Genomic DNA, 24,531 nt, shown 5'->3' with positions numbered 1-24,531 from the left:
GGTTCAGGTCGATGCGGCAGGCTCAGGTCGATGTGGCCGGCCGTGACCGGGCGGGACGCCGGTTCCTCAGCATGTTCAGGCTGAGGAGCAGCGCCCAGGCCGGGAAGACCAGTTCGGACCAGGGCACGTTCGCTCCCACCACGAGCAGCGTGAGGCCCGCCAGGTAGCCGAGGACGACGAGCGGGCGCGGGAGGGCGCCGCGTCGGTGGCCGATGGTCGAGGTCGTGATGATGAACACGGCCGCCATCCGCATGGCGTACGTGGTCAGCAGGGCGTAGGCGAACTGCCGGCCGAAGGGAGGGTGCTGCTGACTCTCCTCGAGCACGGTTCCGGCTGCCGCGGCGGCGCCGAACAGGGTGGCGACGAAGACCAGACCGCTGCCCAGGAAGACGGTGGAGACGAACCGGTCCTCGCTCTCGCCGGCCTGCTCGCGCAGGGCGCCCATGAACCACAGGAAGGCGATCCCGGCGAACGGGAGCAGCTCCAGCGCCGTCCGCACGGCGCTGCGCTGTCCGGCATCGGCGGTCACGTCCTCCCCGCCGGTGCCGCTGGGCAGAGCGACGCGAATCAGGACGATCGCCGCGGCCATCAGGATCGCGAACACCAGCCCGGCCACCCCGGCGGCCCAGCGTGTCGCGAGGCGCTCGTGGTTGCGCTCCATGGTCTCCCGCTTTCTGCCTGGTCCTCCTTCGTACAGACACCAGCGATCCAGGGCTCGCGCCACCGGGGTCACTCGGGAGGGAGACTGCGGTGCGCCATACAGGCCATGGCCGACGGTCGGCATCGGGCCTGCGCCGACGATGAGCGGTCGGTATCCGTCCCGTGGGCGGTGACTTCGACCGGCTGGAGGGCGCCCTGGGTCGGGGCGAACGCCGGTGGCGTCGTAAGGGGTGCCGCTAGAACGGTGCCGCTAGAACAGCGCCGCGCCCTGTTCGAAGTCGAGGAGGCGCTGCTTGCGTTCCAGGCCGCCGCCGTAGCCGGTCAGGCCGCCGCTCGCGCCGATGACGCGGTGGCAGGGGACGATGACGCCGACAGGGTTCTTGCCGTTGGCGAGGCCCACGGCACGGGACGCGTTCGCGTTGCCCAAGGCCTCGGCGAGCTCCCCGTAGGTGCGGGTCTCCCCGTACGGGATGCGCCGGAGCTGCTCCCAGACGCTGCGCTGGAACGGGGTGCCTTCGAGGCGCAACGACAGGTCGAACTCCTTCAACTCCCCCTGGAAATAGGCCTCCAGCTGGTCGATGACCGCCCCGAAGGGCCGGCCGTCGCGCTCCCCGAAGGTCTCCTCGGCGGGGCGGTGGCGCTGGTCGGTCATGTAGAGGCCGCTGAGCGTGCCGTCGGTGGCGACGAGCGTGAGCGGCCCGTAGGGGCTGTCGATGACGTGGTGCTGCTTGACGGTCATGGTCGTACGTCCCTTACACGGGAAGGAAGTTGATCGGGTGGTCGTCGGTGGCCCACAGGTACTGGACGGCGTACGCGCGCCAGGGGCGCCAGGACGCGGCGCGCGCGGTGAGCGCGGCCGGGGTGTGGGGCAGGCCCAACTCCTGTGCGGCGCGCCGCATTCCGAGATCGGTGGGCAGGAAGGCGTCCGGGTCGCCGAGGGCGCGCATCGCGATGACCTCGACCGTCCAGGGCCCGAAGCCGGGCAGCGCCATGAGCCGGTCGCGGGCCTCGTCCCAGTCGCTCTCGGGGCCGAGGACGAGGGTGCCCTCCGCGAGTTCGCGCACCAGTGTGGTCAGGGTGGTGCGGCGGCTGCGCGGCAGGGCGAGCGCCTCGGGGTCGAGGGCCGCGAGGGACGCCGGTGACGGGAAGAGATGAGTGAGGCCGCCCTCGGGGTCGTCGACGGGCTCGCCGTGCGCGGTGACCAGACGCGCGGCGTGGGTACGGGCGGCGGCCGTGGACACCTGCTGGCCGAGTACGGCGCGGACCGCGAACTCGGGCTCGTCGACGGTGCGCGGCACCCGGCGGCCGGGCGCCTTGTCGACGAGCGGGGCGAGCAGCGGGTCCGCGCGCAGCTGCTCGTCCACGGCGACGGGGTCGGCGTCCAGGTCGAGCATGCGGCGGCAGCGGCTGATCGCGACGGTCAGATCGCGCTGGTCGGTGAGGACGAGGCGGCAGCCGATGTGGTCGGGGGCGGGCGTGAGGGTGACGATGCCGTGCCCGTAGGGGAGGCGCAGCGTGCGCCGGTACGCGCCGTCGCGCCACTCCTCGACGCCCGGTACGGCGGTCGCGGCGAGGTGGCCGAAGAGGTTGTCGGGGTTGAGCGGGGCGCGGAACGGGAGGCGCAGCGTGATCGCGCCGGGCGCCGTGGCACCGTTCCTGGGCGCGCGGGTGCGCAGCTCGCTCGGAGAGAGCGCGAAGACCTCGCGGACCGTGTCGTTGAAGGTGCGGATGGAGGAGAAGCCGGCGGCGAAGGCGATGTCGGCCATCGGCAGCCCGGTCGTTTCCACGAGGATCCGCGCGGTCTGGGCACGCTGGGCGCGGGCCAGGGCGAGCGGGCCCGCGCCCAGCTCGGCGAGGAGCTGGCGCTCGACCTGGCGGGGGCTGTAGCCGAGGCGTGCCGCGAGGCCGGGGACGCCCTCGCGGTCGACGACGCCGTCGCCGATGAGGCGCATGGCGCGGGCGACCAGGTCGGCGCGCTGGTTCCACTCCGGGGAGCCGGGGCTCGTGTCGGGGCGGCAGCGCTTGCAGGCCCGGAATCCGGCCTGCTGGCAGGCGGCGGCGCTGGGCAGGAAGGTCATGTTCTCGGGCTTGGGAGGCACGACCGGGCAGCTGGGCCTGCAGTAGATCCGGGTCGTCAGGACGGCGGTGAAGAACCAGCCGTCGAAGCGGGCGTCCTTGGACTGGACGGCCCGGACGCATCGGTCGGTGTCGGTGTGCATGCAGTAAGCATCGCCGATGGCCACCGCCTCCGGCTGGCGAGAATCCGACATCAACGTGCGGGCCGCGCGGCCCATCGGCGGGGAGCGGTCAGTCGGCGAGGGCGTCGGCGAAGGCCGCGTACGCCCTGTCGTCGAAGAGGACGAAGCGCACCTCTTCGACCGGCGGCCCGGCGACCTCCCGCACCGTGCGGACCGCGATGCGCGCCCCGTCGTCCAGCGGCCAGCCGTAGATCCCGGTCGAGATCGCGGGGAAGGCCACCGTCCGGGCGCCGAGTCCGGCCGCCACGCGCAGCGACTCGCGGTAGCAGGAGGCGAGCAGCTCGGACCGGTCCAGGGACGCCGACCAGACCGGGCCGACGGTGTGGATCACATGCCCGGCGTCGAGGTTCCCGGCCGTCGTGGCGACGGCCTGCCCGGTGGCCAGGCCCTTGCCGTAGTGAGAGGCGCGGAGTCTGCGGCACTCGGCGAGGATCTCGGGGCCGCCGCGCCGGTGGATCGCGCCGTCGACCCCGCCGCCCCCGAGCAGCGAGGAGTTCGCCGCGTTCACGATCGCGTCGGCGGTCTCGGCGGTGATGTCGCCCTTGACCAGGGTGATTCGGGTCATGACGCGCGGATCCTCCTCCACACGGCCTTGGCCGCGTTGTGCCCGGACATGCCGTGGACGCCCGGCCCCGGCGGGCTCGCGGACGAGCAGATGAAGACGGCGGGGTGCGGCGTCGTGTACGGCGACAGGGACAGCTTCGGCCGGAGCAGCAGCTGGAGCCCGCTCACCGCGCCGCAGGCGATGTCACCACCCACATAGTTCGCGTTGCGGGCGGCCAGCTCGGGCGGTCCCGCGGTGGCCCGCGCCAGGATCCGGTCGCGGAACCCGGGGGCGAAGCGCTCCAGCTGCCGCTCGACGGCGTCGGTGAGATCGCCGTCCCAGCCGTTCGGGACATGCCCGTACGCCCAGAAGACGTGCTTGCCCGCGGGGGCTCTGGAGGGGTCCATGACGCTGGGCTGGACGGTGATGAGGAAGGGCTTGTCCGGGGCGCGGCCCTCGCGGGACGCGGCGCGCAGGGCAGCCGCGATGTCGCGGCTGCCGGGCCCGACCTGGACGGTGCCCGCGCTCCTGGCCTCCTTCGCGGTCCACGGCACGGGTCCGTCGAGCGCGTAGTCCAGCTTGAAGACGCTCGCGCCGTACCGGAAGCGCTCGTAGTAGCTGCCGAGCCCGGCGATGCGGGCGAGGGCCGTGGGCGAGGTGTCGAAGATGTAGGCGCGGGCGGGCGGCAGGTCGTCGAGGCGCTTGACCTCGTAGTTCGTGTGGACGGCTCCGCCGAGGTCCTTGAGGTACGCGGTGAGCGCGTCGGAGATCGACTGTGAGCCGCCGCGGGCGACGGGCCAGCCCCGTGCGTGGCCGGCGAGCGCGAAGACGAGGCCGACGGCTGCGGTGGCGAGGCCGCCGAGCGGGGCGATGGCGTGGGCGACGAGGCCGGAGAACAGGGCGCGCGCCCGGTCGTCGCGGAAGCGGCGCATCAGCCAGGTGGACGGCAAAAGCCCCGCGAGCCCGAAGCGGGCCAGGGTGAGCGGGTCGCGCGGCAGGCTGGTCAGCGGCAGCGCCATGAAGTCCCGCACGAGGGCGTCCCACTTGGGCAGGAGGGGTGCGACGAGACGGCGGTAGGTGCCCGCGTCGTGCGGCCCGAACGAGGCGGCCGTCTCGGCGACGGAGCGTGACAGCACGGCCGCGCTGCCGTCCGGGAAGGGGTGCGCCATGGGCAGCTCGGCGTGCAGCCACTCCAGGCCGTACCGGTCCAGCGGCATGTCCCTGAACGCGGGCGAGTTGATCCCCAGAGGGTGAGCGGCCGAGCACGGGTCGTGGCGGAATCCGGGGAGGGTGAGCTCCTCGGTGCGCGCGCCTCCGCCGACGGTGTCCCTGGCCTCGAAGACGGCCACGGAGAGGCCTCGCCGGGCCAGCTCCACGGCAGCGGTCAGTCCGTTCGGTCCCGCACCCACGACGACTGCATCGAGCATCGACGGCACCTTCGGACTCCTTTGTCAGCCGAGGCCACTGGCCGCCAGGATATGCCCGGAGGGCTGACAGAGCCGGGGCGCGGGGCGTTCCCGGACGGGCTGCGCGGGGGTGCGCCGAGGGTCGGCGCAGGTCATGGGCGGGCGTCCGCCAAGGGCGCCCGGCCGCTCGGTCACTCGCCGCCGAGCAGGTCCACCACGCGCCGGGCCGTGGCCGCGTCCCTGGCCGCCGTGAACGGAAGTGCGTTCCCCCCGGTGATGCGGAAGGGCTCGCCCGCCTTCGTCAGGTGCGTGCCGCCCGCCTCCTCGACGAGCAGCAGCCCGGCCGCGTGGTCCCACGCGGCCTCCCACGAGAAGGCGGTGGCGTCCAACTCGCCGCGGGCGACGGCCAGATACTCGAGGCCGGCCGAGCCGCACGGGCGCGGGCTCACCCCGTCGGTCCACAGGGCCAGGAGGTCGCGCTTCTGCGCGTCCGTCGTGTAGTCGGGGTGCGAGGTCGCCACGTCGATGGGCTCGTCCGCGCCGGGCGAACCGGCGTGCAGCGCCTCGCCGTTGAGCCAGGCCCCCTTGCCGCGGACCGCCACGGCGAACTCGCCGAGCGCGGGTGCGAACGTCCAGGAGGCGAGGACCGTGCCGTGCTGGGCCAGCGCGACGAGCATGCAGAACCCGGGGTCGCCGTGGACGAACTGGCGGGTGCCGTCGACCGGGTCGACGATCCACACCGGGGCGTCCTCGCCTATGGCGTCGTACACCGCGTAGTCGGCGTGGACCGCCTCCTCGCCGACGACGACGGAGCCGGGCAGCAGGGCGCTCAGCTCGCGGGTCAGATACTCCTCGGCCAGCCGGTCGGCGGTGGTCACGAGGTCGTGCGGGCCGCTCTTCTGGGCGACGTCACCCTCGGCGAGCTGGCGGAAGCGGGGCATCACCTCTGCGGCGGCAGCGGCGCGCACGGCCTGCTCCACCTCGGTGACGCCGTGTGCGAGAAAGTCGTCGATGCTTTCCGTCATTTCCTGTGCTTCGATCATGCCTCCATGAGAGCACGCTCCACTGACAACCCGTACCCGCCGGGTGTACGAGGGGTGGAATCCCGTTGAACACCGCGGAACCCCACCCCTGGTGCACCGATCCGTGCACCGCCTGCCGTCAGCGGCCGACGGCGTACCCCTGCATCCCGCGCGGGTTGGCCGCGGCCGACAGGACGCCGGTCTCCGGGTCACGGGCGACCGCGCACAGACGGCCCTCCGACCAGGGCTCGCCGACCGTCACGTCGTGGCCGCGGCGGCGCAGCTCCTCGATGACGTCCTCGCCGATGCGGGACTCGACGGTGACGCTGCCGGGCCGCATGCCGCGCGGGAAGAAGGATCCGGGGAAGGAGTCGTTGTGCCAGTTCGGGGCGTCGACGGCGCCCTGGAGGTCGAGCCCGCCGCGCACGGCCGCGCGCAGGGCGACGGCCAGGAAGAAGTGCACCTGCCACTGGTCCTGCTGATCGCCCCCGGGCGTGCCGAACGCCAGGACCGGCACCCCGTCCTTCAGGGCGAGCGAGGGCGTCAGCGTCGTACGGGGACGGCGTCCCGGCGCGAGCGAGTTCGGCAGGTCCTCGTCCAGCCAGGCCATCTGGAGGCGGGTGCCGAGCGGGAAGCCGAGCTCGGGCACGACGGGGTTCGACTGGAGCCAGCCGCCGGACGGCGTCGCGGCGACCATGTTGCCCCAGCGGTCGACGATGTCGAGGTGGCAGGTGTCGCCGCGGGTCGCGCCGTCCGCCGCGACCTCCTGGTCACCGCTCTTGGCGACGGTGGGCTCACCGGCTCCGGCGCCCGCTATCCCCATGGCGTCGAACCCGTCCTCCCCCGCCGCCACGGCGTGCGCGTGCGCGGAGATGCGGGGCTCGGTGCCGCGCGGGCTGCCCGGCCGCAGCTCGTGGGACGCCTTGTCGCCGATGAGGGCGCGGCGCGCGGCGTTGTACTCGTCGGACAGGAGCTCGGCGACGGGCACGTCCTCAGGGCCGGCGTCTCCGTACCAGGCCTCTCGGTCGGCCATGGCGAGCTTGCAGCCCTCGATGAGCAGGTGGACGTACTCGGCGGAGCCGTAGGCGGGCAGCTCCTCGGGGAGGAGGGCGAGCTGCTGGAGGAAGGCGGGGCCCTGGCTCCAGCCGCCGGCCTTGCACAGGGTCCAGCCGTTCCAGTCGTACGTGGCCGGCGCCTCGTAGGTCGCGGACCAGCCGGCCAGGTCGGCGGCGGTGAGCGTGCCGGTGTGGTGGGTGCCGCTGGTGTCCATGGTGGGCCGGCCGGCCTGTCGCACGAGGGCCTCGGCGATGAAGCCCTCGCGCCAGATCGCGCGGGCGGCCTCGATCTCGGCGACACGCTTGTCGGCGGCGTCGCCCGCGATCTCCTCGGCCTCCTCGATGACGCGCCGCCACGTCGCGGCGAGCTGCGGGTTGCGGAAGAGCTCGCCGGGCTTCGGGGAGGCGCCGTCCTTGAGATAGACCTCGGCCGAGGAGGGCCACTCGTTCTCGAAGAGGGCGCGCACGGTCTCGACGGTCTCGCCGACGCGCTCCACGGGCGCGTGCCCGTCCTCCGCGTACCCGATCGCGTAACTCAGCACCTCGGCCAGGGACTTGGTGCCGTGGTCCTTCAGGAGGAGCATCCAGGCGTCGAAGGCGCCGGGCACGGCGGCGGCCAGGGGGCCGGTGCCGGGGACGAGGTCCAGGCCGAGGGAGCGGTAGTGGGCGACGGTGGCCCCGGCGGGCGCGACGCCCTGCCCGCACAGGACGCTGACGTCCCCGCCGGCGGGGGCGAGGATGATCGGGACCTCGCCGGCGGGGCCGTTCAGGTGCGGTTCGACGACGTGCAGGACGAAGCCCGCGGCGACGGCGGCGTCGTAGGCGTTGCCGCCGCTCTCCAGGACGGCCATGGCCGACTGGGAGGCGAGCCAGTGGGTGGACGAGACCATGCCGAAGGTGCCTTGCAGGGTCGGCCGGGTGGTGAACAAGGGTGGTGCTCCTCGGACGTCAGGCGGATGCGGGGCGGCTGTGAGGGATCGTACGAAGTGACGCGTCGGCGTCCGCGGGACGGGGTGCCGCGGCGTCGGGGGCGGTCCCGTCGTCGGCCACGAGGTGGCAGGACACCTCGCGGCCGCCGTCCAGGGTGCGCAGCGCCGGGATCTCGGTGCGGCAGCGCTCGACGGCGAGCGGACAGCGCGTGTGGAAGCGGCAGCCGGGCGGCGGCGCCAGCGGGCTGGGCAGTTCGCCGCTGAGGACGATGCGTTCGCGGGTGCGCTGGGTGACCGGGTCGGGCACGGGCCCCGCGGACAGGAGGGCCTGGGTGTAGGGGTGCTTGGGGTCGGCGAACAGCTCGGCGGTGGGGGCCTGTTCGACGATCTGGCCCAGGTACATGACCGCGATCCGGTCGGCGAGGTACTCGACGGCGGCGAGGTCGTGGGTGATGAACAGGCAGCCGAAGCCGCGGTCGCGCTGGAGGTCGGCGAGCAGGTTGAGCACGGAGGCCTGCACGGACACGTCGAGGGCGGAGGTCGGCTCGTCGGCGACGAGGAGCGCGGGGTCGACCGACAGGGCGCGGGCGATGGAGATGCGCTGGCGCTGACCGCCGGACAGCTCGTGCGGGTGCCGGTCGGCGTGCTCGGGGCGCAGGCCGACCTGGGCGAGGAGTTCCGCCACGCGCGCGCGTGCCGCCTCGCCCTTCGCGATGCCGTGCAGCCGCAGCGGCTCGGCGACGATCTGCCCGACGGTCATGCGCGGGTCCAGAGACGACGAGGGGTCCTGGAAGACGAGGTGGAAGTCCTTGCGCAGGGGGCGCAGGGCGCGCCGGGACAGGGTCGTCACGTCGGTGCCGTTGATGTGTACGGTGCCGCCGGTGGGCTCGTCGAGGCGTACGGCGCAGCGGCCGACGGTGGACTTGCCACTGCCCGACTCACCGACGAGGCCCACGACCTCGCCGCGCCCGACGGTCAGGGAGACGCCGTCGGCGGCGCGTACGGTGCCGCCGGAGGCGGTGAAGTGCCGCTCCAGGGAATCGAGTTGCAGGACCGGGGTGCTCACTGTGCGGCCTCCTGGAGGGTGTGCGGGTGCCAGCAGGCGGTCAGGTGCGGGGCGTCGGCTGCGGCGTCCGGGGTGACGGCTTCGAAGCCGGGCCGTGCCGTCGTGCACCGCTCGTCGGCGCGGGCGCAGCGCGGGGCGAAGGTGCAGGCGTCGGGCTGGGAGTCGAGGCTCGGCACGAGGCCGGGGATCTCGGGCAGGCGCCGTTTGCCGCCCTCGGCCGGGGCGGCCGAGGCGCCGGGCCGCAGGACCGCCGAGAGGAGTCCGCGGGTGTACGGGTGGCTGGGCGCCGCGAACAGCTCGTCCACGGGGGCCTGTTCGACGGGCCTGCCCGCGTACATGACGAGGACGCGGTCGGCGATGTCGGCGACGACGCCGAGGTCGTGCGTGATGAGGACGATCGCCGTGCCGAGGCGCTCGCGCAGCGACTGGAGGACCTCCAGGATGCCCGCCTGCACGGTGACGTCGAGGGCGGTCGTCGGTTCGTCGGCGATGAGGACGGCCGGGTCGCAGGCGACCGCGATGGCGATCATCACGCGCTGGCGCATGCCGCCGGAGAGCTGGTGCGGGTACTCGTCGACGCGCTGGGCCGGGGCGGGGATACCGACGAGGTCGAGAAGCTCGACGGCACGCGCGCGTGCCTCCTTCTTGCTCAGCCCCTGGTGGCGGCGGAGCACCTCACCGATCTGCCGGCCGACGGTGAGCACCGGGTTCAGCGACGTCATCGGCTCCTGGAAGATCATCGCGATGTCCTTGCCGCGGATCTTCCCGTACGCCTTGTCGTCGCCGCCCGCGAGCTCACGGCCGCCGAGCCTGATCGACCCGGTGATGTGCGCGGTCGGCGGGAGCAGGCCCATGACGGCCATGGAGGTGACGGACTTGCCGCAGCCCGACTCGCCCACCACGGCGAGGACTTCGCCGGCCGCCAGGTCGTACGAGACGTGGTCGACGGCGTGGACGGTGCGGGAGTCCGAACGGAAGGACACCGAGAGGTCGCGGACGCTCAGCACGGGGTCGGGGCTCATCGGGTCGCTCCACGGGGGTCGAGGACGTCGCGCAGGCCGTCGCCGAGCAGGTTGAACGCCAGCGTCGCGGCGACGACGGCGAGGCCGGGGAACACCGCCATCCAGGGCGCGGGCGCGAGGAAGGACTGGGCGGACGAGAGCATCACGCCGAGGGACGGCTCGGGCGGCTGGACGCCGAGGCCGAGGAAGCTGAGCAGGGCCTCGCCGATGATCGCGGCGGGGATGCCGACGGTGGCCTGGACGACGAGCGCCGAGGTCGCGTTGGGGAGGATGTGGCGGAACAGGACGGTGGCGTCCCCTCCCCCGTTGGCGACGGCGGCGACGACGTAGTCGACGTGCTTGAGCCGCAGGGTCTCCGCACGGGTGATGCGGATGACGGCCGGGATCTGCGAGATGCCGATCGCGATGGTCGCGTTGGTGAGGGACGGGCCGAGGACGGCGGCGAGACCGACGGCGAGGACCAGGAACGGGAACGCCAGCATGGTGTCGGTCACCCGGGACACGACGCTGTCGGCGACCTTGCCGTAGTACCCGGCGAGCAGCCCGAGGGGGACGCCGACGACGAACGCGAGGATCACGGCGAGGACGCCGACCTGCATGGAGGCGCGGGCGCCGAAGACGACGCGGGAGAGCTGGTCGCGTCCGAGGTCGTCGGTGCCGAGCCAGTGCGACCAGTCCGGCGCGGCGAGCACGTTGCCGAAGTCGGGCTGCGCCGGGTCGTACGGGGCGATCAGCGGCGCGAACAGCGCGGCCAGGACGAAGACGCCGGCGATGACACCGCCGGTCATCGCGAGCCGGTTCTTGCGCAGGGTGCGCAGCTTGGCGCTGCCCGCGGCACGCGAACGGACAGCTGTCAGGGAAAGGGCCGTGGTCACTTGGCGCCTCCGAGCCGGATGCGCGGGTCGATGACCGAGTACGCGACGTCGACCAGCAGGTTGATGAGGATGTAGGCGGCGGAGGTGCACAGCACCACGCCCTGGAGGGTCGCGTAGTCGCGGGTGAAGACGGCGTCGATCGTGAGCTTGCCGAAGCCGGGCAGGACGAAGATCTGCTCGGTGACGACGGCCCCCGAGATGAGGTGGCCGAGCTGGAGTCCGAGCACGGTCACCACGGTGACCAGGGAGTTCCTCAGCGCGTGGCCGCCGATGACCTCGCGGCGCGTCAGTCCCTTGGCGCGGGCGGTGCGCACGTAGTCGGCGGAGAGCGAGTCGAGCATCGCGGCCCTGGTCTGCCGCATGACGACGGCGGCGAGCCCGGAGCCGAGGACGATCGCGGGCAGCACCATGCGGCGCAGGTTGTCGAGCGGGTCGGTGCCGAAGGGGACGAAACCGGAGGCCGCGAAGACCGGGACGGCGATGGCGAAGACGAGGACCAGGACCATGCCGAGCCAGAACGTGGGGACCGAGAGGCCGAGCAGGGCGAGGCCGTTGGCGATCCACTCGGCGGGCCTGCCGCGGCGGACGGCGGCGACGATGCCCGCGCCGATGCCCAGCACGACCGCCAACAGGAGGGAGAGCGCGGCGAGTTCGAGGGTGACGGGCAGGGCCTGGCCGATGGCGTCGGAGACCGGCAGACCGGTACGTGACGAGGTGCCGAGGTCTCCGGTGAGCGCGTGCCCGATGAACCGGCCGTACTGGATGACGATGTTGTCGTCGAGCCCGTACTCGGCGCGGATCGCGGCGAGCGCGGCGGGGCTGCGCTCCTCGCCCGCGAGCGCGAGGGCCGGGTCGCCGGGCAGGGCGCGGATGCCCGCGAAGACGACGACCGATACGAGGAAGAGGGTGATGACGGACTGGCGTACACGGGTCAGCACGTACGCGGCCATGGGGTGCCCTGCGAAGAGGCCGGGCCGCGCCTTCGGCAGGACTGCTTCACTGGTCGTCACTTGGTGTACCCCGCATCCTTCACGCGGACGAGCCCGTCGCCGTAGACCCGGACGCCCGCGACGTCCTTCCCTGCGACGACGTAGTTCTTCTGGCGGTAGAGGTAGACGAGCGCGTGGGCGTCGTTCGCGCGGCGCGTCAGTTCGCCGTAGATCTTGGCGCGTTCGGCGGGGTCGGCCTCGGTGCGGCCGCGCTCGATGAGGGCGTCGGTCTCGTCGTCCGAGAAGCCGTAGGCGTTCATGGCACCCTTCGTCTGCAGGAAGCTGGCGATGTTGCCGTCGGGGTCGAGGCGCCCCGACCAGCCGCTGGTGAAGGCGTCGTAGTGACCGGAGTCGGTCTCCTCGAGCATCGTCGCGTACTCGGTGGGGCGCAGGGAGACGGCGAAGCCGGCCTCCTTGGCCATGGCCTGGACGACCTGGCCGAGACGGCTGTTCTCCGGAGTGGTGGAGGTCTTGAGTTCGATCTTGAGCGGGGTCTTCACGCCCGCGGCCTTGAGCAGCCGCTTCGCCTTGGCGACATCGCGCTTGGGGCAGGCGGAGGCGGCGACGCCGGGTGCGATGGCGGATTCGGGTGAGACGGGCCCGCAGGCGGGCTCGTACATGCCCTGGAAGACGACCTTGTTGATCAGGTCGCGGTCGATCGACAGCTCGAAGGCCTCCCGCACGCGCACGTCGCGGGCGAGGGGGGTGTCGATCTTGCCGGGCTCGTGGCCGAGGCCCTTGACGTTGCCGACGTTGAGCCCGATGCCCTGGTAGCCGAGCGAGGGCGAGTTGAACAGCTGGAGCTTGGGCTCGGTGAGCGCGCTCTTCACGTCGACCGGGGCCATCTGGTCGCCGACCTGCACGTCTCCCGAGCGCAGGTTGGCGAGGCGGACGCTGCCGTCCGGGATCGGCTTGTAGACCACCTTGTCGAGGTGGACGTCGCGCGCGTCGTAGTAGTTCGGGTCCTTGGCGAGCACGATGCGGTCGCCGCCGACGCGCTCGACGAACTTGAACGGGCCGACGCAGGAAGGGTGGTTGGTGAAGTTCTTGCCGTACTTCTTGAGCGCGGCCGGGGACATCACCATGCCGGAGCGGTCGGCGAGCACGGCGGTCAGCGGGACGTAGGCCTGCTTGAGGGTGAGCTTCACGGAGTACGGGCCGGTGGCCTCGGCCGCCTTGAGGGGGGCGAGTTCGGTGGCGCGCGCCGATCCCGGCAGGTCCCGGTGGCGCAGCAGCGAGGTGACGACGGCGGCCGCGTCGAGGGAGGTGCCGTCGCTGAACTTCAGGCCCTTGCGGACGGAGAAGGTGACGGTGCGGCCGTCCGGCGAGGTCTTCGGCAGCGCGGTGGCGAGCTGCGGGACGACCTTGCCCGCCTCGTCGACGTCGTAGAGCTTCTCGCACATCCCCGCGAAGACCGTGCGGCCTACGAGGGTCTGGGCGAGCGAGGGGTCGAGTTTGTCCGGGTCCGCGTTGAGGGCGACGGTGAGCGTGCCGCCGTCCCGTACGGGCCGGTCGTCGGTCATGCGCTCCCCGCCGACCTCGGTGGCCGAGGACTGGAGGGAGCCGCAGCCCGCCGTTGTGGACAACACCAGGGCAACTGCCGCTACGGCAACCGCTGTTCGGCGCACGAGGAGATACCTCCGCCAGGGGACGAGTGTGCTGGACATCCTGTGGACGATCCGTGTGTGATCAAGGAATACCGCAGAACGTATTTCGCATACAGTCCACAGGCAAGAGGGTTGTCCGTATGGCGGACTTCATTTGATGAAGATTGAATAACCGGCCCCGACAAAGAGGTCACACGCCTCCAAGCGGCCGGAACGGGCACCTCCGGCCGGAACGGCCACGTGCGACAGGAGCGGCCACGTCCGACCGGAACGGGCACAGGATGTCGGGTCGGCGACCATGGGTCCTCCCTAGCGTGAGCGAGGTCAACAGGAAGGAGCCCGGGGTGCTTGACCGGCTCAACGAGGCCATGGACCACATCGAGCGCCACCTCGACCGGCGGATCGACATCGCCGATCTGGCCCGGATCGCGGCGACGTCGGAGTACCACTTCCGGCGGATGTTCTCCGCGCTCGCCGGACTGCCGCTCTCCGAGTACATCCGGCGCAGGCGGCTGACCGTCGCGGGCGCGGAGGTGCTCGCCGGGGAGCCGACGCTCCTCGAGATCGCGGTGCGCTACGGCTACGGCTCGGGCGAGGCGTTCGCGCGGGCCTTCCGGGGCCTGCACGGCGTGGGCCCCGGCGAGGCCAGGCGGACCGGTGCGGCCCTGCGGTCCCAGCCCCGGATGTCCTTCCGGCTCATCGTCGAAGGGAGCAGCACCATGCGGTACCGGGTGATGGAGAAACCCGAGTTCTACATCGTCGGCAAGAAGGCACGGGTCCCCCTCGTCCACGAGGGCATGAATCCGGCGATCGCCGACTTCATCAGAAGCATCGACAAGGAGACCGTGCGGCGGATCCACGCGCTCTCCGACCAGGAGCCCCAGGGGATCGTGTCGGTGAGCGACGACCTCGACCCGAGCCGCGCGGAGGGGACGGAGCTCGACTACTACCACGCGGTGGTGGCGTCCGCCGCCGGACCGCACGACCTGGACACTCTCACCGTCCCGGCGGGCGCGTGGGCCGTCTTCGACAGCTCGGGCCCGTTCCCGCAGACGCTTCAGCACCTGTGGCGTGACGTGTTCACCCAGTGGTTCCCGTCCAACCCGTACCGGAGCAGGCCGGGCCCAGAGATCCTCAGCACCCACCTGTCGTCCGACGCGGCGCAGGCGGACGCGCAGCTGTGGATCCCGGTCGAACGCGAGTGACGCGAGCTCGCCCGGGACGAGCTGCCCGACCGCGACCGGCGGCCCGGGGCGCGCCTCGCGGTGCCCCGCCGTCGCCCCGTACCGGATCACGGACGAGGACGTGGCGGCCTGGCTGAAGCCGCCGTTCACCGATCACTGCCTGGTCCATCTGATCGCGTACTGCCTCTGCCCGCCCTCATGGGGAGGCCCTGACCGCGTACGCGGAGGCCTCTTTGGGGTGAAGGCCCGGTGATGCGGACGCACTGAGCTGCGCGTGGGGCGCATGAGGGGCAAGGGGGCGGTGTCGTCCCGGGGCAACTCGTGTGACACTGGCGTCCCCTCCCCCTCGCACAAGGGGCGTACGCCGTGCGTTCTCTCCCTCTCCCCCTCGCGCTGACCGTGCGGGTCCTGCCGGTCGTGGTGCTCGCATGCGCCGGCTGGGCCTGGACCTCGGGCCCGATGGCGGACTCGTCCGAGCAGCCCGCCGCTGCCCCGCAGGCCTCGCCGAAGCGTGCCGCGCAGTCGGCGGCGTCCGCGACGAGCCGCGCCTACGACAAGCCGCCCGAGCCGTGCTCCGCCGTCACGGCGAACACGGTCGCGGACCTGGTGCCGAAGGCCGACCCGGCGGGCAAGGAACTCGCCGCCGCCGACCGGACGCTGCGCCGCGGCTGCTCGTGGAGCGCGCTGAAGGACTACGACTACCGCTGGCTCGACGTCTCCTTCGAGATCAAGGAGTCGGCCGCCGCGGCGAACACCGCCTTCGCCGCGCGCGGCAAGGGCGACTCGGCGCCCGGCCTCGGTGACGAGGCCCGGATCGCCGTCGCCCTCACCTCGCACGACAAGCAGAACACCCGGGAGGCGGTGGTGACGGTCAGGGCGGGCAACGCCCTGGTGACCGTCACGTACAACGGCAGCGACTTCGAGTCCCACGGCGCGCCCCCGGCGGACGGCATCTACAAAGGCGCCTTGAAGGCGGCCGGGGACGCGGTGGCGAAGCTGACCGGCAGGACGAGCCCGACCGGTTAGATCCGGACCCCGCGCGCCTTGGTCAGGGCGACGTAGAGGATCAGCGAGGACGCGAGCCCGACCGCCCAGCCGTAGTCCGCGAGTGGCTTGAGGAACGGGATGAGGCCGTCCACCGGGAACGGTCCCTGCTTGGAGCCCTGCGCGTCGACCGTCGAGTACGAGCCGCCGACGGCGAGGACACCGCCCACGGCGAAGGCGACCACCGCGTTCCAGTTCCAGCCGCCCGCGTACCAGTAGCGGCCGTTCGGCAGGTACAGGTCGGCGAGGTGGAGCACCGTGCGGCGGATGATCCAGTAGTCGGCGATCAGGATGCCGGCGACGGTGCCGAGCAGTCCGCCGACGACGCCGAGCCAGGTGAAGATGTACAGCTCGGGCGTGGAGGTCAGCTTCCACGGCATGACGAGGACGCCGATGACACCCGTGATCAGGGCGCCGGTGCGGAAGTTGATGAGCTTGGGCGCGAGGTTCGCGAGGTCGTACGCGGGTGACACGACGTTCGCCGCGATGTTCACGGAGATGGTGGCGACGAAGACCGTGATGAGTGCGAACAGCAGCCCGAAGACGTTGTCGGTCTTGCCGGCGAGCGCGACCGGGTCCCAGATCGCGGCGCCGTAGACCTTCTCGGACCCGGAGGTGACCAGGACGGACATCAGGGCGAAGAGGGTCATGGTCGTGGGCAGGCCGAGGGTCTGGCCCCAGACCTGGGCGCGCTGTCCTCTGCCGAATCGGGTGAAGTCCGGGATGTTGAGGCTGAGTGTGCTCCAGAAGCCGATCATGCCCATGAGTCCGGGGAAGAAGATCTTCCAGAAGTCGGATCCCCAGCCGACCTTGGACGGCTCGTCGAGGAGCGTGCCGAAGCCGCCCGCCTTGTTCGCGATCCACACGAGCAGGACGACGGCGCCGACGAGGACGAACGGCGCCGCCCAGTTCTCGAAGCGGCGCAGGGTGTCCATGCCCCGGTAGATGACGGCGAGTTCGAGGACCCAGAAGAGGACGAAGCAGAGCCACAGGGTCCACGGGTAGCCGCCGACCTTCGACACGTCGGCCCAGCCGCCGAAGACCTTCCCCAGCAGGACGAACACGCCCTGCCCGCCGATCCACGTCTGGATGCCGAACCAGCAGCAGGCCACCGCCGCCCGGATCAGCGCGGGCAGGTTGGCGCCGCGCAGGCCGAACGAGGCGCGGGCGAGGACGGGGAAGGGTATGCCGTACTTGGGTCCGGCGTGCCCGGTGAGCAGCATCGGCAGGAGCACGATCACGTTGGCGAGGGCGATGGTGAGGACGGCCTGCTTCCAGTCCATGCCGAGTGCGACGAGGCCCGAGGCGAGGGTCCAGGACGGGATGCAGTGGGCCATGCCGATCCACAGGGCCACGAAGTTGTAGGTGGTCCAGCGGCGTTCGGCGAGGGGGACGGGGCGCAGGTCGTCGTTGGCGTAGCGGCTGTCGGAGGGGTAGGCGTCGGCGCTGAGGTCGATGCCGCCGCCCGCGGGCAGCGTGGGTGGCGCGGTGTCGGTCATGAGCAGGCCATTCGTTCGGGAGCCGGGGGGCTCGGACAGCGGGGAGGTGCGAACGGGCCGTGCGGGTGCGGGCGGTGGGGACCCTGGCGGGGAGGACGGGGGTGGCGGGGTGCGCCGAGATGGGGCTCAGGCGTTGTCCGAGGGATCGCCTCAGGCGTTCACCGCCGCGATGATGTGCTCCCCGTACGCGTCGATCACCTCCTCCTTCGCGTCGTGCATGGCGTAGAGGGCGAACTGGTCGACGCCGAGGTCCCGCAGGGCGCGCAGCTTCTCGACGTGGTCCTGTGCGGTGCCGATGACGCAGAACCGGTCGACGATCTCGTCCGGCACGAACGCCGTGTCGGGGTTGCCGGTCCTGCCGTGGTGGGCGTAGTCGTAGCCCTGTCGGGCCTTGATGTAGTCGGTGAGTTCGTCGGGGACCATCGACGAGTGCTCGCCGTACTTGGTGACGAGGTCGGCGACGTGGTTGCCGACCATGCCGCCGAACCAGCGGCACTCCTCGCGCGCGTGGGCGAGGGCCTCGGGCGAGTCGTCGGCGGTGACGTAGGCGGGGGCCGCCACACAGATCTTCACCTCGGACGGGTCGCGGCCCGCGCCGGCGGCCGCGTCCCGCACGGCCTTGATCATGTACTGGGTCAGATACGGGTCGGCGAGCTGGAGGATGAACCCGTCGGCCTCCTCGCCGGCCATCTTCAGGGCCTTGGGCCCGTACGCGGCCATCCAGACCGGCAGTCGGGCGCCGTCCCGCACCCAGGGGAAGCGGATCACCGTGCCGCCGAGGTCGGCCTCGTCGCCGCTGCCGAGCGCCCTGATGACCTTCATGGCCTCGCTGATCCGGGCGAGCGTGTTGGGCTTGCGTCCGGCGACGCGCATCGCGGAGTCGCCGCGGCCGATGCCGCAGATGGTGCGGTTGCCGTACATGTCGTTGAGGGTGGCGAAGGTGGAGGCGGTGACCTCCCAGGTGCGGGTGCCCGGGTTGGTGACCATCGGACCGACGGTCAGGTGCGAGGTCTCGGCCAGGATCCGGCTGTAGATGACGAAGGGTTCCTGCCACAGCACGGCCGAGTCGAAGGTCCACCCGTACGTGAAGCCCTCGCGCTCGGCGCGCTGCATGAGGGAGACGACGCCGGAGGCCGGGGGGTCGGTCTGGAGGACGAGTCCGAAGTCCATGGGATCCACCACGTTTCTAGTTCAGGTACTGGCAGGCGGAGCGCGCGGTGTACACGCCGTGACCGGCACGTCCCGCGAACTCCCGTTCGGAGATGACGAGTTCGCCGCGGGAGAGCACGGTCTCCACGCGGCCGGTGATCCGCTTGCCCTCGTACGCCGAGTAGTCGACGTTCATGTGGTGGGTCTCGGCGGAGACGACCTGTTCGGCGTGCGGGTCGTAGATGACGACGTCGGCGTCGGCGCCGGGCGCGATCGTGCCCTTCTTCGGGTAGAGACCGAACATGCGGGCCGGGGTCGCGCAGGCGATCTCGATCCAGCGGCGGCGCGAGATGTGCCCGTCGACGACGGCCTGGTGCAGGAGGTCCATGCGGTTCTCGACGCCCGGCATACCGTTGGGGATCTTCGAGAAGTCGCCGCGGCCCAGCTCCTTCTGCCCGGTGAAGCAGAACGGGCAGTGGTCGGTGGAGACGACCTGGAGGTCGTTCGTGCGCAGGCCCCGCCACAGGGCCGCCTGGTGGTCCTTGGGCCGCAGGGGCGTGCTGCACACGTACTTGGCGCCCTCGAAGTCCGGCTCGGCGAGGTTGTCCGTGGACAGGAAGAGGTACTGGGGGCAGGTCTCGCCGAAGACGTTCAGGCCCTCGTCGCGGGCGCGCGCGATCTCGGCGAGCGCCTCCTGCGCCGAGACGTGCACCACGTACAGGGGTGCGCCCGCGACCTGGGCGAGCTTGATGGCGCGGTGCGTCGCCTCGGCTTCGAGGAGCGCCTTCCTGACCTCGCCGTGGAAGCGCGGGTCGGTCTCGCCGCGTTCCAGGGCCTGCTGCACGAGGACGTCGATCGCGATGCCGTTCTCGGCGTGCATCATGATGAGGCCGCCGTTGTCGCCGGCCCGCTGCATGGCGCGCAGGATCTGCCCGTCGTCGGAGTAGAAGACTCCGGGGTACGCCATGAACTGCTTGAACGACGTGACCCCTTCGGCGACGAGCAGGTCCATCTCCTTGAGCGTCTCGTCGTGCACGTCGGAGACGATCATGTGGAAGCCGTAGTCGATCGCGCAGTTCCCGTCGGCCTTGGCGTGCCAGGCGTCCAGGCCCTCGCGCAGGGTGTGCCCGACGGACTGGATGGCGAAGTCGACGATGGTGGTCGTGCCGCCCCAGGCCGCGGCCCGGGTGCCCGTCTCGAAGGTGTCGGCGGCGAAGGTGCCGCCGAACGGCATCTCCATGTGGGTGTGCGCGTCGACGCCGCCCGGGATGACGTACTTCTGCCGGGCGTCGATCGTCCGGTCCGCGGTCCAGGATTCCGCGGCGTCGGTGCCGGCCGCGGCGAGGGCGGCGATGCGCCCGTCCTCGATGAGTACGTCGGCGTGGATCTCGTCGGCGGCGGTGACGACGAGTCCGCCGCGGATGACGGTACGGCTGCTGCTCATGCTCCCTCTTCCGTGTCTGGCTGCCTACGGGTTGGTCAGCGGCGTGTATGCGCCCGGGGCGCGGTCGCGGTAGAACTGCCAGCGGTCGCGGACCTCGCGCAGCTTCGCCATGTCGAGGTCACGGACGACGAGTTCGGGCTCCTTGTCCCCCGCCACCTCTCCGACGAACTGGCCCTCCGGGTCGACGAAGTAGCTCGTCCCGTAGAAGTCGTTGTCGCCGTACTCCTCCTGGCCGACGCGGTTGATCGCGCCGACGAAGTACTCGTTCGCGACGGCGGACGCCGGCTGTTCCAGCTGCCACAGGTAGCCGGACAGGCCGCGTGAGGTCGCCGACGGGTTGAAGACGATCTGCGCGCCTTCGAGGCCGAGCGCGCGCCAGCCCTCGGGGAAGTGCCGGTCGTAGCAGATGTAGACGCCGATCTTCCCGACGGCCGTGTCGAAGACGGGCCAGCCGGAGTTGCCCGGACGGAAGTAGAACTTCTCCCAGAATCCCTTCACTTGGGGGATGTGGGTCTTGCGGTACTTGCCGAGGTAGGTGCCGTCGGCGTCGATCACGGCGGCCGTGTTGTAGAGGACGCCGGGCTGCTCCTCCTCGTACATCGGCAGCACGAGGACGATGCCGTGCTCGGCGGCGAGTGCCTGGAAGCGGCGGACGGTGGGGCCGTCGGGGATCGCCTCGGCGTACTCGTAGAACTTCGCGTCCTGCACCTGGCAGAAGTACGGGCCGTAGAACAGCTCCTGGAAGCAGAGGACCTTCGCCCCCTGCGCGGCGGCGTCGCGGACGGCCTGCTCATGGACCTGGATCATGGACTCTTTGTCGCCCGTCCAGGCGGTCTGGAAGATCGCGGCGCGGATCACGGTGCTCATCGGGGACCTCCGGTCGCTCGGTGTGCCGTGAGCCTAGGAAGTCCCTGCCGCGTACCGGAGTTGCACCGTGTCACGTCTGGAGCCGTACGGCGTTGCACGCTGTCACCCTCTCTGCGCGTCGTGGGCGAGGAGGGCGATGTGGACGGACGCTGCCTGCTCGAAGTCGTCGAGGTCGAGCCCGAGGAGCGACTCGATGGCCTCCAGCCTGCGGTAGAGGGCGGGGCGGCTCATGTGGTGGAGCTGCGCCGTGCGCGACTTGTTGCGTCCGGTCGCGAGGTAGGTCCGCAGCACGGGCAGCAGGCCCGGGTCGTCGGCGTACAGGAGCCCGTCCAGCTCGCGTTCGGCGAATGCCTGGACGTGCGGGTCGTCGCGCAGGAGCCGCACGAGGCCACGCAGACGTACGTCGCGCAGGCGCACGACGGGCGGGACGTCCGGGGTACCGGCCGCGGCCTGCGCGATGTGCAGCGCCTCGCGCAGCCCGGCGGGCACGTCGTCCCAGCCGGTGCACGGCTCGGCGGCCGCCACCACGGCCTGTTCCCCCGCCCCGGCGCGCAGGCGGGCCGCGAAGTGCTCGGTGAGCGGTCCGGCGGCCTGGTCGCGGGCGAGGCTGAGCAGGACGGCGGTGGCGCCGTCCGCGAGCTCGGCAGCAAGCCCGGAGAGCCCCAACAGGCGCAGTACGCGGCTGAGTTCGGTCGGGTCGCCGTCGCGGACGACGAGCGGGACGAAGGTGCGGCGGTTGACGGGGAGCCCGGCGGCCCTGGCCCGGGGCAGGAGCTGGCGGGCCGGTACGACGCCGGAGACGAGGTCGGTGAGGATGCCCTGCGCCGACTGCTCCTCCCAGGTGTGGGCGGCGCCGCCGAGCATGCGGTGCAGGACGAGGGCCTCGGCGGCGCGTTCGGCGAGGAGCCGTCCGGTGGGGCCGTCGCCCCGGTAGCCGCACAGCACCACGCTGCCCCAGCGTTCGCCCCGCCCGTCCAGGTCGGCGCGGTACCAGTCGACGCCGTCGGCGCAGCCCGCCCGGCGCGCGATGCGTTCCCAGTCGCGCAGCACGTCGTCCACGGCGGACCGCTCGCCGGCGGTGGCGAGGACGCGGTGGGCGAGGTTGGCGACGACGACGGGGCAGCCGCTGTGCGCGGCGATCTCGTCGAGGAGCCGCTGGAGCGGGGCGCCGGCCGTGATGAGTCCGGTCAGCGCGGTGCGGATGCCCTCGGAGAGGCTGACCGCGGCGAACTTCCTTCTGACGAGCCGGGACTGGACCTCCTCCGTGAGTTCGGCGAAGGGGAACGGGCGGTGCAGGACGACCATGGGCAGGCCGTACCGCTCGGCCGCGCGCCGCATGTCCTCGGGAGGTGCGGGAAACGCGCGGCCGAGCCCGAGGACGACGGCGGCCGCCTCGGCGCGGTGCAGGGACTTGATGTACTCGGTCCTGGCGTGGGCGTTCCCGGCGAGGAGGACGCCGGTGGTGAGGACCATCTCGCCGCCGCTGAGCATCACCCCGACGTCGGCGGCCTCGGCGACGTGCACCCAGCGCACGGGCCGGTCGAGGTGGCCGGCCCCCGCGACCACCTCGGGGTCCCCCGCCGCGATCCGCTCCAGGGCGAGTATCTGCCTGACGGACAGGGCGTGTTCGGCATCGGTGACGGTCATCGGGGCCCCTTCCTCACCACCACTGCCTCGGGCCGGCAGACCTGCCGCCTCGGGCTGCTGTCAGACGCTGCGCAGGGCCCGTTCCAGGATGGCCGCGCCCTCTTCCGCCTCGGCGACGGTGAGGGTCATCGGCGGCGCGATGCGCAGCACGCTGGTGTTGTGCCCGCCTCCCTTGCCGACGAGGAGTCCGCCCTCGCGGGCCGCCTCGATCGCGCGCGACGCGGCGTCCGGGTCGGCCTCGTCCGTGCCGGGTTTCACCAGCTCGATGCCGATCATCAGGCCCCGGCCGCGCACTTCTCGTACGCACTCGGTGGTGGCGCCGATGGCCCGCAGCCGCTGGATGAGAAGCCCGCCGACGCGGCGGGCGTTGCCCTGGAGGTCGTGTTCGAGGAGGTAGATGAGGTTGGCGAGGCCGGCGGCCATCGTCACCGGTGAGCCGCCGAACGTCGAAATGGAGTTGGAGTCGAGGCAGTTCATGATCTCGGCGCGCGCGACGACGCCCCCGATGGACATGCCGTTCCCGATGCCCTTGGCGAAGGTGAGGATGTCGGGGGGACCGCTCTGCCCGTGCGCCTGCCAGCCCCAGAAGTGCTCGCCGGTGCGGCCCCAGCCGGTCTGCACCTCGTCGGCGATCCACAGGATGCCGTGCTCCTGGAGCACCTCGCGGAACGCCGCGTACAGGCCGTCGGGCGGCGAGGTGAACCCGCCGACGCCCTGGATGGGTTCGGCGATGAGCGCGGCGACGCCCCGGGTCTGGCCGAGGATGTCGCGCAGGTCGTCGACGCAGGCCTCGATGAACTGGGCGTCGGTCAGCTGGGCGTACGGGCCCCGGCTGCGCACCCCGCCGTGGACGTACAGCGTCTGGAGCGGCGAGAGGCTGGTCGGGGACCAGCCGCGGTTGCCGGTGATGCCGACGGCGGAGAAGGAACGGCCGTGGTAGCTGTTGCGCATCGCGAGGATCTGGTTCGAGCGGCGGTACGCGGTGGCGAGCAGCAGCGCCGTGTCGTTGGCCTCGGTGCCGGAGGTGGTGAAGAAGACGCGGGCGTCCGGGATGCCGGACAACGAGGCCACGCGCTCGGCGAGTTCGACCATCTGCCGGTTGAGGTACAGGGTCGAGGTGTGGATGATGCGTCCGGCCTGCTCACTGACCGCCTTGGTCACCTCCGGCAGGGCGTGCGCGGTCATCGTCGTCAGGATGCCGCCGAAGAAGTCGAGGTACTTGTTCCCGGCTGCGTCCCAGACGTGGCGGCCCTCGCCGTGGGTGATCTCGATGGGGCGGTCGTAGTACAGGGCGAGCCAGTCCGGCAGGACGGCGCGGTGACGGGCGTGGAGGTCGGGGGTCATCGAGGTCGCACGGGTCCCTTCGTCGGCTCCTTCACGAGTGACAGTGGTCATGGCTGCACCAGCCCTTCGTATGCGTCGGGCCGGCGGTCCCGGTAGAACGCCCATTGCTGCCGCACCTCGTCGATGAGGCCGAAGTCGAGGTCCCGCACGAGGAGTTCCTCGTCCTTGTCGCTCGCGGCGTCGCCCACGGTCTGCCCGCGGGGGTCGACGAAGTAGCTGGTGCCGTAGAAGTCGTTGTCGCCGTACTCCTCCACGCCGACGCGGTTGATCGCGGCGATGAAGTACTCGTTGGCGACGGCCGCGGCGGGCTGTTCCAGCTGCCACAGGTACGCCGAGAGGCCGCGGCTCGTGGCGGACGGGTTGTACACGAGCTGGGCGCCGTTGAGGCCGAGCTGGCGCCAGCCCTCGGGGAAGTGCCGGTCGTAGCAGATGTAGACGCCGACGCGGCCGACGGCGGTCTCGAAGACCGGCCAGCCCAGGTTTCCCGGCTTGAAGTAGTACTTCTCCCAGAACCCCTTCACCTGCGGGATGTGGTGCTTGCGGTACTTGCCGAGGTACGTGCCGTCGGCGTCGATCACGGCCGCGGTGTTGAAGTAGAACCCGGACTGCTCGACCTCGAAGACCGGTACGACGACGACCATCCCGGTCTCGCGGGCCAGCGCCTTCATCCGGGTCACGGTCGGCCCGTCCGGCACGGGTTCGGCCCAGCGGTAGTGCTCCGCCTCCTGGACCTGGCAGAAGTAGGGGGCGTTGAAGACCTCCTGGAAGCCGATGATCCGGGCGCCCTGCCGGGCTGCCTCGCGCGCATGTTCCTCATGCTTGGCGATCATGGATTCGGTGTCGCCCGTCCAGGTCGCCTGGACCAGCGCGGCGCGTACGACGTGGGCCATGTGCCGCTCCTTTGCCTGTTGCCCCCGCCG

The 24,531-nt window shown here is 71.8% G+C and carries 21 protein-coding genes and 1 pseudogene; 3 read left to right on the top strand and 19 right to left on the bottom strand.

Features of this window, described 5'->3' with window-relative positions; all coding sequences use genetic code 11:
- Nucleotides 1-22: 22 nt before the first annotated feature.
- From ACZ67T_RS02340 to ACZ67T_RS02285, 12 genes are all read right to left on the bottom strand, one after another.
- On the bottom strand, nucleotides 23-661 hold the full coding sequence (locus ACZ67T_RS02340; protein ID WP_469981096.1) for a hypothetical protein: 639 nt from the start codon (nucleotides 659-661) through the stop codon (nucleotides 23-25).
- Nucleotides 662-910: 249 nt separating this feature from the next.
- Nucleotides 911-1,399: a methylated-DNA--[protein]-cysteine S-methyltransferase gene (locus ACZ67T_RS02335; protein WP_469981095.1), complete on the bottom strand. Its 489-nt coding sequence runs from the start codon at nucleotides 1,397-1,399 to the stop codon at nucleotides 911-913.
- Between the two features lie 13 nt (nucleotides 1,400-1,412).
- On the bottom strand, nucleotides 1,413-2,879 hold the full coding sequence (locus ACZ67T_RS02330; protein WP_469981094.1) for an AlkA N-terminal domain-containing protein: 1,467 nt from the start codon (nucleotides 2,877-2,879) through the stop codon (nucleotides 1,413-1,415).
- A gap of 88 nt (nucleotides 2,880-2,967) precedes the next feature.
- Nucleotides 2,968-3,483, bottom strand: a complete 516-nt coding sequence (locus tag ACZ67T_RS02325) for an O-acetyl-ADP-ribose deacetylase (protein WP_469981093.1) — start codon at nucleotides 3,481-3,483, stop codon at nucleotides 2,968-2,970.
- On the bottom strand, nucleotides 3,480-4,889 hold the full coding sequence (locus ACZ67T_RS02320) for a phytoene desaturase family protein (RefSeq protein ID WP_469981092.1): 1,410 nt from the start codon (nucleotides 4,887-4,889) through the stop codon (nucleotides 3,480-3,482). Before ACZ67T_RS02320 ends, ACZ67T_RS02325 begins: the two co-directional genes overlap by 4 nt.
- A 170-nt stretch (nucleotides 4,890-5,059) precedes the next feature.
- The gene (locus ACZ67T_RS02315; protein WP_469981091.1) at nucleotides 5,060-5,911 is read right to left on the bottom strand and encodes an inositol monophosphatase family protein; all 852 of its coding nucleotides are present in this window, start codon (nucleotides 5,909-5,911) and stop codon (nucleotides 5,060-5,062) included.
- Nucleotides 5,912-6,029: 118 nt separating this feature from the next.
- Nucleotides 6,030-7,874 carry a gamma-glutamyltransferase family protein gene (locus ACZ67T_RS02310; protein ID WP_469981090.1) on the bottom strand — a complete coding sequence of 615 codons (1,845 nt, stop codon included), beginning with the start codon at nucleotides 7,872-7,874 and terminating at the stop codon, nucleotides 6,030-6,032.
- A gap of 19 nt (nucleotides 7,875-7,893) precedes the next feature.
- Nucleotides 7,894-8,940: an ABC transporter ATP-binding protein gene (locus ACZ67T_RS02305; protein ID WP_469981089.1), complete on the bottom strand. Its 1,047-nt coding sequence runs from the start codon at nucleotides 8,938-8,940 to the stop codon at nucleotides 7,894-7,896.
- Nucleotides 8,937-9,962, bottom strand: coding sequence for an ABC transporter ATP-binding protein (locus ACZ67T_RS02300; RefSeq protein WP_469981088.1), 1,026 nt, complete (start codon nucleotides 9,960-9,962; stop codon nucleotides 8,937-8,939). Before ACZ67T_RS02300 ends, ACZ67T_RS02305 begins: the two co-directional genes overlap by 4 nt.
- Nucleotides 9,959-10,819 (bottom strand): ABC transporter permease, encoded by an 861-nt coding sequence (locus ACZ67T_RS02295; RefSeq protein ID WP_469981370.1) that lies wholly within the window; start codon nucleotides 10,817-10,819, stop codon nucleotides 9,959-9,961. Before ACZ67T_RS02295 ends, ACZ67T_RS02300 begins: the two co-directional genes overlap by 4 nt.
- Before the next feature lie 14 nt (nucleotides 10,820-10,833).
- Nucleotides 10,834-11,787, bottom strand: coding sequence for an ABC transporter permease (locus ACZ67T_RS02290; protein WP_469981369.1), 954 nt, complete (start codon nucleotides 11,785-11,787; stop codon nucleotides 10,834-10,836).
- Between the two features lie 56 nt (nucleotides 11,788-11,843).
- On the bottom strand, nucleotides 11,844-13,493 hold the full coding sequence (locus ACZ67T_RS02285; RefSeq protein ID WP_469981087.1) for an ABC transporter substrate-binding protein: 1,650 nt from the start codon (nucleotides 13,491-13,493) through the stop codon (nucleotides 11,844-11,846).
- Between the two features lie 284 nt (nucleotides 13,494-13,777).
- On the opposite strand from ACZ67T_RS02285, the gene ACZ67T_RS02280 reads away from it, so the two are divergent.
- From ACZ67T_RS02280 to ACZ67T_RS02270, 3 genes and pseudogenes are all read left to right on the top strand, one after another.
- On the top strand, nucleotides 13,778-14,638 hold the full coding sequence (locus tag ACZ67T_RS02280) for an AraC family transcriptional regulator (RefSeq protein WP_469981086.1): 861 nt from the start codon (nucleotides 13,778-13,780) through the stop codon (nucleotides 14,636-14,638).
- 21 nt (nucleotides 14,639-14,659) lie between these two features.
- Nucleotides 14,660-14,870 (top strand): annotated as a pseudogene (locus ACZ67T_RS02275) (carboxymuconolactone decarboxylase family protein); the annotation flags it as partial.
- 113 nt (nucleotides 14,871-14,983) lie between these two features.
- A complete protein-coding gene (locus tag ACZ67T_RS02270) occupies nucleotides 14,984-15,643 on the top strand; it encodes a hypothetical protein (RefSeq protein ID WP_469981085.1) in 660 nt (219 codons plus the stop codon).
- On the opposite strand, the gene ACZ67T_RS02265 is transcribed toward ACZ67T_RS02270, so the two are convergent.
- From ACZ67T_RS02265 to ACZ67T_RS02235, 7 genes are all read right to left on the bottom strand, one after another.
- Nucleotides 15,640-17,160, bottom strand: coding sequence for an NCS1 family nucleobase:cation symporter-1 (locus tag ACZ67T_RS02265; RefSeq protein ID WP_469981084.1), 1,521 nt, complete (start codon nucleotides 17,158-17,160; stop codon nucleotides 15,640-15,642). The genes ACZ67T_RS02270 and ACZ67T_RS02265 overlap by 4 nt on opposite strands.
- A 150-nt stretch (nucleotides 17,161-17,310) precedes the next feature.
- Complete coding sequence (locus ACZ67T_RS02260) at nucleotides 17,311-18,330, bottom strand: TIGR03842 family LLM class F420-dependent oxidoreductase (RefSeq protein WP_469981083.1); 1,020 nt, start codon at nucleotides 18,328-18,330, stop codon at nucleotides 17,311-17,313.
- A 16-nt stretch (nucleotides 18,331-18,346) separates the two neighbouring features.
- A complete protein-coding gene (gene hydA / locus ACZ67T_RS02255) occupies nucleotides 18,347-19,753 on the bottom strand; it encodes a dihydropyrimidinase (protein ID WP_469981082.1) in 1,407 nt (468 codons plus the stop codon).
- A 24-nt stretch (nucleotides 19,754-19,777) separates the two neighbouring features.
- Nucleotides 19,778-20,620: a nitrilase-related carbon-nitrogen hydrolase gene (locus ACZ67T_RS02250; RefSeq protein WP_100591491.1), complete on the bottom strand. Its 843-nt coding sequence runs from the start codon at nucleotides 20,618-20,620 to the stop codon at nucleotides 19,778-19,780.
- A 102-nt stretch (nucleotides 20,621-20,722) separates the two neighbouring features.
- On the bottom strand, nucleotides 20,723-22,267 hold the full coding sequence (locus ACZ67T_RS02245) for a PucR family transcriptional regulator (RefSeq protein ID WP_469981081.1): 1,545 nt from the start codon (nucleotides 22,265-22,267) through the stop codon (nucleotides 20,723-20,725).
- 60 nt (nucleotides 22,268-22,327) lie between these two features.
- Complete coding sequence (locus ACZ67T_RS02240; RefSeq protein ID WP_469981368.1) at nucleotides 22,328-23,611, bottom strand: aspartate aminotransferase family protein; 1,284 nt, start codon at nucleotides 23,609-23,611, stop codon at nucleotides 22,328-22,330.
- Nucleotides 23,612-23,658: 47 nt separating this feature from the next.
- Complete coding sequence (locus ACZ67T_RS02235; RefSeq protein ID WP_469981080.1) at nucleotides 23,659-24,501, bottom strand: nitrilase-related carbon-nitrogen hydrolase; 843 nt, start codon at nucleotides 24,499-24,501, stop codon at nucleotides 23,659-23,661.
- Nucleotides 24,502-24,531 lie beyond the last annotated feature (30 nt).

The sequence above is a fragment of the Streptomyces sp. NPDC107517 genome (assembly GCF_055582645.1).
The sequence above is the reverse complement of the archived record's forward strand: the minus strand, read 5'-3'. Positions and strand labels throughout refer to the sequence as shown.